Source organism: Parafrankia sp. Ea1.12 (assembly GCF_900465275.1).
In the GTDB taxonomy this organism is placed as follows: Bacteria; Actinomycetota; Actinomycetes; order Frankiales; family Frankiaceae; genus Parafrankia; species Parafrankia soli.
The window spans coordinates 1-9,151 of sequence record NZ_UBIZ01000340.1 but is presented as its reverse complement, the minus strand read 5'-3'; the positions used below and the strand labels follow the sequence as shown (position 1 = coordinate 9,151).

At 74.7% G+C, this 9,151-nt stretch carries 8 protein-coding genes; 5 read left to right on the top strand and 3 right to left on the bottom strand.

Features of this window, described 5'->3' with window-relative positions:
* Window positions 1-1,157, bottom strand: a 1,157-nt coding sequence (locus FMEAI12_RS19125) for a cytochrome P450 (protein WP_112107093.1), incomplete at its 3' end; no start/stop codon positions are given.
* A gap of 301 nt (window positions 1,158-1,458) precedes the next feature.
* On the opposite strand from FMEAI12_RS19125, the gene FMEAI12_RS19120 reads away from it, so the two are divergent.
* Window positions 1,459-2,028, top strand: coding sequence for an HIT domain-containing protein (locus FMEAI12_RS19120; protein WP_112107092.1), 570 nt, complete (start codon window positions 1,459-1,461; stop codon window positions 2,026-2,028).
* A 128-nt stretch (window positions 2,029-2,156) separates the two neighbouring features.
* On the opposite strand, the gene FMEAI12_RS19115 is transcribed toward FMEAI12_RS19120, so the two are convergent.
* The gene (locus tag FMEAI12_RS19115) at window positions 2,157-4,439 is read right to left on the bottom strand and encodes an elongation factor G-like protein EF-G2 (RefSeq protein ID WP_112107091.1); all 2,283 of its coding nucleotides are present in this window, start codon (window positions 4,437-4,439) and stop codon (window positions 2,157-2,159) included.
* 328 nt (window positions 4,440-4,767) lie between these two features.
* On the opposite strand from FMEAI12_RS19115, the gene pgsA reads away from it, so the two are divergent.
* From pgsA to FMEAI12_RS19095, 4 genes are all read left to right on the top strand, one after another.
* Window positions 4,768-5,640 carry a phosphatidylinositol phosphate synthase gene (gene pgsA, locus FMEAI12_RS19110; protein WP_112107090.1) on the top strand — a complete coding sequence of 291 codons (873 nt, stop codon included), beginning with the start codon at window positions 4,768-4,770 and terminating at the stop codon, window positions 5,638-5,640.
* A 25-nt stretch (window positions 5,641-5,665) separates the two neighbouring features.
* Window positions 5,666-6,526: a phosphatidylinositol mannoside acyltransferase gene (locus FMEAI12_RS19105; protein WP_071061699.1), complete on the top strand. Its 861-nt coding sequence runs from the start codon at window positions 5,666-5,668 to the stop codon at window positions 6,524-6,526.
* A gap of 13 nt (window positions 6,527-6,539) precedes the next feature.
* A complete protein-coding gene (locus FMEAI12_RS19100; RefSeq protein ID WP_071061701.1) occupies window positions 6,540-7,673 on the top strand; it encodes a glycosyltransferase family 4 protein in 1,134 nt (377 codons plus the stop codon).
* Between the two features lie 132 nt (window positions 7,674-7,805).
* On the top strand, window positions 7,806-8,369 hold the full coding sequence (locus FMEAI12_RS19095) for a hypothetical protein (protein ID WP_112107089.1): 564 nt from the start codon (window positions 7,806-7,808) through the stop codon (window positions 8,367-8,369).
* On the opposite strand, the gene FMEAI12_RS19090 is transcribed toward FMEAI12_RS19095, so the two are convergent.
* Window positions 8,282-9,151, bottom strand: an 870-nt coding sequence (locus FMEAI12_RS19090) for a hypothetical protein (protein ID WP_368672087.1), incomplete at its 5' end; no start/stop codon positions are given. The two genes, FMEAI12_RS19095 and FMEAI12_RS19090, sit on opposite strands and share 88 nt — an antisense overlap.

Sequence of the window (9,151 nt, the reverse complement as noted above, 5' to 3'; positions counted from 1 at the left end):
GGGCGGAACTCCTCGGGGGCGGGCCACCAGGTGGGGTCCCGGTGGATCACCCACTGGCTCAGCAGGACGTTCGTGTCCGCGGGCAGGTGGTACCCGGCGAGGGTGACGTCCCTCGTCGTGCGGCGCAGGAGGATCCACGCGGGTGGGTACAGGCGCAGGGTCTCGCTGAACACGGCCCGGGTGTAGGGCAGCTCGGCCAGGTCCGCGGTGGTCGGTTTCCGGCCGTTGAGGACGTCGTCGAGTTCGGTGTGCATCCGGTCGCGGGCCTGCGGGTTGGTGGCGAGCAGGTGGTAGGCCCAGGTCATCGCGTTCGCGGTGGTCTCGTGACCGGCCAGCAGGATGGTCAGCGCCTCGTCGCGGATCGAGGTGTCGTCCAGGGGGGCGCCGGTGTCGGCGTCGCGGGTGGCCAGCAGGGTGGACAGCAGGTCGGAGCCGGCGGCGTCGAGTGATCTGCGCTGCTCGATCATCTCCATGACCACGGCGGTGAGGTCGTCCCGCGAGTCGCGCGCCGCTCGCAGCGGGCCGATCGGCAGGTGCTGCTGCAGGCGCATGGCTCCCGGGAGAACGGCCAGCTGGGACAGCCGCATGTTCGCGGCGACGGCGCGGCGCACCCGCCGGACCACCTCGCTGTCGACGTCGACGCCGAACACGGTGCGGGCGACGACCGCGAGGGTCAGCTCGCTCATGTCGGTGTGGACCTCGCGGCGGGAGCCGTCCGCCCAGCCCAGCGCGGTGGCGCGGGACAGCTCGGAGATCGCGGTGCCGTAGCCGGCGATCCGCTCGCGGTGGAACATCGGCTGGATCAGCCGGCGGCGGGTCCGGTGGAGGTCTCCGCCGCTGGTGAGCAGGCCCGAACCGAGCAGCAGGGACAGCGGCTGGATTCCCTCGCCCGGCGGCATGGTGCGCCGGCGCAGGCCCTTCGCGTAGGCACGCTGCTCGCCCACCAGGACCTGCTCGACCGCGTCGGGGCCGCACACGAGGTGGAAGCCGCCGCGCCCGACCGGCACCCGGACGATCGGGCCGTAACTGGTGCGCAGCCGGGTGAACAGGCGGAGCGGGTCGGCGAGCAGCTCGCGCAGGAACGCCGGGGTGGCCCGGCCCGGCCCCGGTGCCTGCGCCCCGGTGTGCCCCGCGGTGGGGAGGCGGTCGATCGACATGTGCGGCTCCAGGAGGCGCTCCGGGGACAGCGGCCCCGTACCGCGCCCTCGGGATTCATCCTGGACCCCGGGTCGGGTGGCCGACCGTCTCGCCGGCCGCGGGCGGGCCTGTACTGGCCGCCCGTGCGCGGTCCGCGGGTGGGTACCGTGGTGTCTCGGACGGGTACCGGCGGGCCGGCTGGTGATCGGCGGCGGCGGGACGGGGCTCGCGGGGCGCGGGAGGCGGCAGCGTGGTGAGGGTGGCGCAGGTCGGAGGGCGGTGCTGGCGGGAGCCGATCCCGTCGGCGGCGGGGCCGGGCAGGTGAGCGCGACCGCGGCGCCGGACGGCACGCCCGTCGACGAGCAGGCTGGTGTCGGCCACCCGGACGCCTTCCAACGTCTCTACACGCCGCATCGCATGGCGTACATCAAGGGGGCGGGGCGGTCCCCCGACGACGAGTGCCCCTTCTGCGCCATCGTGGCGATGACGGACGAGGACGGCCTTGTGGTCGCCCGGGGAAAGTCCGTATACGCCGTACTTAATTTGTATCCATACAACGCGGGTCATTTGATGGTGGTGCCGTACCGCCATGTCGCCGACTATGCCGAGATGGACTACGACGAGACGGTGGAGATGTCGTTGTTCGTCCAGCACGCGTTGCGCGCGTTGCGGATGGCCAGTGGCGCGCATGGCTTCAACACCGGTATGAACCTCGGTTCGGTGGCCGGCGCCGGAATCGCAGCCCATGTGCACCAGCATGTTGTTCCGCGCTGGGGCGGTGACACGAACTTCATGCCCGTCGTCGGCGCGACCCGGGTGTTGCCGGCGCTGCTCGGCCAGACGCGGGAGCTGCTTGCGCAGGCGTGGCGGCGCACCGGGCAGACGGCCTGACCCACCCGCGCGGGGTGGGCCGGCGGCCGTCCGCGGTGACCCGCTGTCACCCGGGAGGGTCGGGCCCGGCGCCGTCCGGCACAGCCGCGCCCGCGCGGGTCATGCCGGCGCGGGGCGGCCGTGCGGGGTCACGACTTCTCGGTGAACCTGGCCGTCAGATGGTCGGGAACCGGCTCGTAACCGAGGGGGCGGCGGCTGAAGACGCCCGTCCCGTGGCTCACGGAGCGTAGGTCGACGGCGTAGCGGGTCATCTCGGCCGCGGGGATCTCCGCGTGGATGGCGGTGCGCGCCGGGACCTCCGGGCCGCCGTTGCCGACCGGCGCCATCCCCACGACCCGGCCGCGCCGCGCGGAGACGTCGCTCATCACCGCGCCGACGTGCTCGTCGGGCACGGTGACGTGCACCTCCAGGACGGGTTCGAGCAGCACCACGCCGGCCGCGCGCGCGGCCTCCCGCAGCGCCAGGCCGCCGGCCGCCTGGAAGGCCATGTCGGACGAGTCGACACTGTGCGCCTTCCCGTCGACCAGGCGCACCCGCAGGTCGACGGCGGGGAACCCGGCATCCAACCCCCGCTCCAGCTGGGCCCGCACTCCCTTCTCCACCGAGGGAATGAACTGGCGGGGGACCGCGCCGCCGACGACCTCGTCCACGAACTCGAAGCCGCTGCCGGCGGGCAGCGGCTCGACCTTGAGGCGGCAGATCGCGTACTGCCCGTGGCCGCCCGACTGCTTCACCAGCCGCCCGACGCCCTCGGCCGGCCCGCGCAGCGTCTCCCGCATGGGAACCCGCAGCGGGATCTTCTCGAGGGTGACGCCGAACCGCTCCCGCAGGCGGTCCAGGACGACGTCGCAGTGGGCCTCGCCCATGGACCACAGGACGAGCTGGCCGGTCTCGGCGTCCTGCGTGACGGTCAGGGTGGGGTCCTCGGCGCAGACGCGGCCCAGCGCCGCGGACAGCTTGCTCTCGTCGGAGCGGGCCGGGGCGCGCACGGCTACGGGCAGCAGCGGCTCCGGCATCGTCCAGGCGGGCAGGTGGCGCGGGTCCGCCGGGTCGGAGAGGGTGTCCCCGGTCTCGGCGGTGGACAGCCGGGTGATGACGCAGATCCCGCCGGCGGCGCACTCGTCGACCGAGTGCAGCGCGATGCCGACGGCCTGCGAGAGCGCCCCGACCCGTTCGTCGTCGTCGTGGTCGGGATGTCCGGCGGCCGCTCGTCCGTGGCCTGAGACGTGTACGGCCGCGTCGGGGCGCAGGATGCCGGAGAAGACCCGGACGAGGGACATCCGGCCGATGTACGGGTCGGTGGTGGTGCGGACGATCTCGGCGACCAGGGGCCCGGCCGGGTCGCCGACCGCCGGTGGGCACGGTGAACCGTCCGGGCGGGTGAGGCTGGGCAGCGGGTGCTCGCGCGGGGACGGGAAGGCGTGTGCGAACAGGTCGAGCAGCTCCACGGTGCCCAGGCCGGGCGGCACGCCACGAGCTCCGGCCGCGGCGCGTGACGGTACCGCGAGCGGCAGGACTGGGTAGAACGACCCGCGCGCCACCGCGGTCTCCAGGTCGTCGAGCAGCATCTTGGGGTCGAGCTCCTCGCCGCCGAGGTACCGCTCGAGCAGGCTCTCGTCCTCGCTCTCGGCGATGATCCCCTCGACCAGGGCACCGCGCGCCGCCCCCGCGGCGCCGGTCAGCTCGGCCGGGGGCTCCTGCTCGCGGCGGGTCCCGGCCGAGTACTCGATCACCCGTCCGGTGAGCAGGGCGACGAGCCGGGACGGCTCCGCGCCGCCGGGTTCGGGCAGGTAGACGGGCAGGACTCCGGCGCCGAAAGTCTCCTGGCAGGCGAGCAGGGTCGCGTCGAAGTCGGCCCGGGGATGGTCCAGCCGGGTGATGGCGATCGCGCGGGGCATGCCGACCGCCGCGCACTCCTCCCAGAGCATCCTGGTCGACCCGTCGATGTCCTCGAGGGCGCTGATGACGAACAGGGCGGCGTCCGCCGCGCGCAGGCCCGCTCGCAGCTCCCCGACGAAGTCCGGGTATCCGGGGGTGTCCAGCAGGTTCACGGCCAGGCCACGGTGGCACAGCGAGGCCAGGACGAGCGAGATGCTCCGCTGGGCCGGTTCTCCGCCGGGGGATGCGCCCGCGCCGCCCCCGGCGGCACCCACCCCGGGCGCGCCCCCGTCGGCCCCGGCGCGGGCCTGGCCGCCGGCGCCTCTGCCGTTGGCGTTGGCGCGGCCGTTGCCACCCTTCCTGCCGCTGCCGCTGCCGCTGCCGTTGCCGTTGCCGGCGGCTGGCATGGTGGCGGCGGGCTGCCCGTCGAGGAACTCGGCCACCTGGAGGAGATGCCGCAGCAGGGTCGTCTTGCCGGCACCGGTGTGCCCGACGAGGACCACGTTGCGCACATCACGCGGAGTTGCTGACATTCCGGCCTCCCAACAGGGTGCGGCGGAGCCGGTGCGCCGGCGCGACTCCGCCGGCGCGGATCCGCCTGGCTCGCGGTGCCCGCGGCCGGCCGAGGGGCCGTACCCCGCGGGCGTGCTGTGTTCTGCGTGGCAGGTCTTGCGTGGCAGGTCCTGCGCGCCGTGTCTGTCGTGTGTCCGCCGCGGGCACTGGTACGTACCCCGAAGAGTCCTCCGATGTGACGTGGGGAACAACCCCAGCCCCGATCGTGATCGGATATGAGCGGATCGTGACGGCGGTACTGTGAGACCGCCCCAACCCGGGCGGTACGCCAGAGACGACGGGACGGACATGCTCGCAAGCAAGGCGCGACCCCAGATCCAGAAGGTGCTCGATCCGTTGAGCCAGTGGGCCGCGCGCTCGTCGGTGTCACCCGACATGGTGACGGTGATCGGCACGATCGGGGTGGCCGGCGGGGCCCTCGGCTTCTTCACCCGCGGAGTGTTCTTCGTCGGAACGCTCGTCATCACCCTGTTCGTCTTCTCGGACCTGATGGACGGGGTGATCGCCCGGGCCCGCGGCATCTCCTCCAAGTGGGGCGCGTTCCTGGACTCGACCTCCGACCGGGTCGGCGACGGCGCGATCTTCGGGTCACTGGTGATCTGGTACGCGGGCGACGGCGACTCGCTGCCGCTGGCGGGCGCCGCCCTGCTCTGCCTGGTCGCCGGCTCCGTGACCTCGTATGTCAAGGCCCGCGCCGAGGGCCTGGGGTTCAGCTGTGACGTCGGGTTCGCCGAGCGCGGCGAGCGTCTGCTGATCCTGCTCGTGGCCGCCGGCCTGTACGGCCTGGGCGTGCCCTATTTGCTGCCCGCGGCGCTGTGGTTCCTGGTCGGGGCTACCCTGCTCACCGTGAGCCAGCGGGTGGTGCACGTGCACCGCCAGTTCGTCCGGTCCGGGCGGCCCACGCTCGCCCCGCCGGCCGGCTCGCCGGCACCCGACCCGGCTGTCGAGCAGCCCGGCTCGCCGGGCGGCGACCCGTCCGGTGCCGCGTCGGTCATGAGCGCGGGCGGCGGCATGGACGGCGCGCCCACCCCGGCCGGGGTGGGCGGCGCGCAGCAGCCGGCGGTGCCGGCACAGCAGCCGCAGCAGCCGCAGCAGGCCGTGCTGGCACAGCAGCCGCAGCCGCCGGTGCCCGCGGTGCCGCGGATCGCTCCGGGCCACTGACCGCGCGAATCGGAACCGACCGTCGATGACGTCCGCGGGGCGGGTGACGCTGCTCGGCTACGTGCTGGGGTGGCGTCTCGTCCGGCTGCTGCCCGAGCGCGTCGCCGCCTGGTGTTTCGCCCGCGCCGCGGATCTCGCCCACCGCCGTGGCGGGCGCGGGACGGCGCGGCTGCGCGCCAACCTGGCCCGGGTCGTGCCGCCGGGCACCGACCTCGACGCGCTGACCCGGTCCGCGCTGCGCTCCTACGCGCGGTACTGGATGGAGGTCTTCCGTCTCCAGGACATGCCGACCCGCCGGCTGATCGGCGCCATGCGGGTGCTCGACGAGGACCGGCTGCGCCGCGCGCACGCGACCGGCCGGGGCGTCATCCTGGCCCTGCCGCACATGGGGAACTGGGAGCAGGCCGGGGCGTGGCTGGTGGCCACCGGCATCCCGTTCACGACGGTGGCCGAGCGGCTGCGCCCCGAGGAGCTCTTCGAGCGGTTCGTCCGGTTCCGCACCGCGCTCGGCATGGAGGTCATCCCGCTGACCGGCGGCACGCAACCGCCGTCGGACCTGCTGGCCGAGCGGCTGCGCGCCGGCGGCGCCCTGTGCCTGCTGGCGGACCGCGACCTCAGCTCCGCCGGGGTTGCCGTCACCTTCTTCGGGGCGACGGCGACCATGCCGCCGGGGCCGGCCGCGCTCGCGCTGCGCACCGGGGCGGTCCTGCTGCCGGTCACGCTGTGGTTCGACGACGACGGCTGGAGCGCGCGGATCCATCCCGAGGTCGAGCACACCGACATCCCGGCCATGACCCAGCGGCTCGCGGACGAGTTCGCCTCCGGCATCGCCGCCCATCCGTCCGACTGGCACATGCTCCAGCGGATCTGGCCCGACCGGTCATGAGGAGCAGCCGGCGGTGAGAATCGGACTCGCCTGCCCCTACACCTGGGACGTGCCCGGGGGCGTCCAGGCGCACGTGCGTGACCTCGCCGAGACGCTGCTCGACGCCGGGCACGAGGTCTCGGTGATCACCCCGGTGGACGACGAGTCCACGCTGCCGGCGTACGCCGTGGACGCCGGCCGCGCGGTGCCGGTGCCCTACAACGGCTCGGTGGCCCGGCTGCTCATGGGGCCGGTCTCGGCCGCCCGGGTGCGTCGGTGGCTGCGCGAGCACGACTTCGACGTGCTGCACGCGCACGAGCCGACCGCGCCCAGTGTCAGCCTGCTGGCCTGCATGCTCGCGGACGGCCCGCTGGTGGCGACCTTCCACACCGCCAACCCCAGGTCAAGGATCCTCACCGCGGGGCACCGCGCGCTGCGGCCGTCGCTGGAGAAGCTGCGGGCACGGATCGCCGTGTCCGAGGCGGCACGGCGCACGCTCGTGGAGCACCTCGGCACCGGCGCGATCCTCATCCCGAACGGAGTGGCCGTGCGGGCCTTCGAGGGCGCCCGCCCACTGCCCGGCTACGGCACCGCGCCGACGGTGGCGTTCCTCGGCCGGATCGACGAGCCGCGCAAGGGCCTGGACGTGCTGATGGCCGCGTTCCCGAGGCTCGTCGAGAAGGTGCCGGACGTCCGCCTGCTGGTCGCGGGCCCCGGCGACACCGAGGCGGTGCGCTCCCGCATCGACCCCGCGCTGCTCGGACGGGTCGACCTGGTAGGGCTCGTCCCGGAGGCCGACAAGGCCGCGGTGTTCGCCTCCGGCAGCGTGTACTGTGCCCCGAACACGGGGCAGGAGAGCTTCGGGATCGTGCTGCTCGAGGCGATGGCGGCCGGGACGCCGGTCGTCGCGAGCGACATCGACGCGTTCCGGCGGGTGCTCGACAACGGGCGGGCCGGGCGGTTGTTCGGGGTGGGGGAGCCGGCGGAGCTGGCGGCGAACCTGGCCGAGCTGATCGAGGACCCGGCCGAGCGAGCCCGGCTGGCCGAGCGCGGCCGCGCCGTCGTCGCCCGGTACGACTGGCGGGTGATCGCCCAGAGCATCGTCGGCGTGTACGAGATGGTCTCCGGTGACCGCCCGGTGTCGGTCGCCGCCCCCGAGGAGAGCTGAGCCGGCCGGCCGGTATCCCGCGGCGGCCGGATCGCGGCGCCGGCCGGTGTCCTGTGCCCGGCGATATCCCGCGCCGGCCGATATCACCGACCGGCCGTGACCTGTCCACCGGGGTTGACTACGCTGCGCGAGATGACAGTCGTGGTGGTCGTGGTGGTGGCCGTAGTGGTGATCGCCACCTACCTGACCTGGCTGGCGAGTCGGCTCGACCGGCTGGCCGGCCGGGTCGACGCGGCGCGCGCCGGCCTCGTGGTCCAGCTCATGGCCCGGGCCGACGCGGCGCACGAGCTCGCCCGCCGCCGTGACCTCGCCGAACTCGCCGACATGGCCGAGCGTGCCCGGGCCGGCCATGTCGCCCTGCTCGCCGGCGCCGGTCTGGGCACCACCGCGGAGGACGCGGAGAACGCGCTGAGCCGGGCGCTGCGCGCCCCGGCCGTCGTCGCCGTGGGGCAGCGCGCCCCGGAGGAGGTGCGCGCCGTCGACTCGGCGGCGGCCCGGGTGGCCCTGGCCCGCCAGTTCCACAACGACGCGGTCGGCGACGTCCGCTCGCTCGCCGGCCGGCGCCTGGTGCGGGTCCTGCACCTGTCGGGGCGCCGGCCGCTGCCCGCCTACTTCGAGATCGACGACGCGCTGCCCGCCCGGGAGGAGGACCCCCCGCCCCGTTCGGACGACCCGGCCGGGATCCCCGGAGCCTGAGCGCTCGCGTTGCGCGTCGTCCCCTGCTGGTCCGGCACGGCGCTCTGGTCGGGCTGCCCCGCGCCCGCGCCGGGCACCGGCCCGAGACACAGGACGAAGTCAGGCCCCGGCCCGGTCTGCGTGTAGCTCGCGGTCGTCTCCGTCCAGAGGTCGCACCGGGCGTCGGAGTCGCCGTCCAGCCTGGTCAGGACGACGTACTGGGCCTGCGGTGACGCGCAGTCGACGATCGAGATCCGCTGGCCGTCCCGGCGGACGCAGTCGCCGGAGCGGGCCCCCGCCTCACTCGGGTCGCTCGTCGCGATCGCCGCCACGACCAGCGCGAGCGCGAGGAGCGGGACCAACAGGCCGAGGGCCTCGGGCCGGCGGAACAGCGGGCGTCCCGGCCGCAGCGGCGGGGCGAGGGCGGGCCCCGGCGGGGGCAGCTTGCCGATCTTCGAGTGCTCGGTGAAGTTCAGCAGCAGGATCACCGGGGTGATGAACAGCGACGCGATGCCCCACCAGCCCTGCCAGAGCGTTCGCGCGTTCATGGCGCGCAGCGTCGCGGTGCCGCAGGTGCGGCAGAACGGTCCGTGCTCGGCGCGGAACCGCATGAAGATGATGAAGCCCTGGTGCCCGCGGATCGTCGCGGGCACGGCCGGGGCCGCACCGCAGATCCGGCACCGCGTCCCCCCGGGCCATCCGGCGGGCCCCGGCCGCGCCCACGGCTGGGGCCCGGCGGGCCCCGGCGCCGTGTACGGCCCGCCTGGCGCCGCGTACGGCCCGCCTGGCGGAGGCCCGGTCGG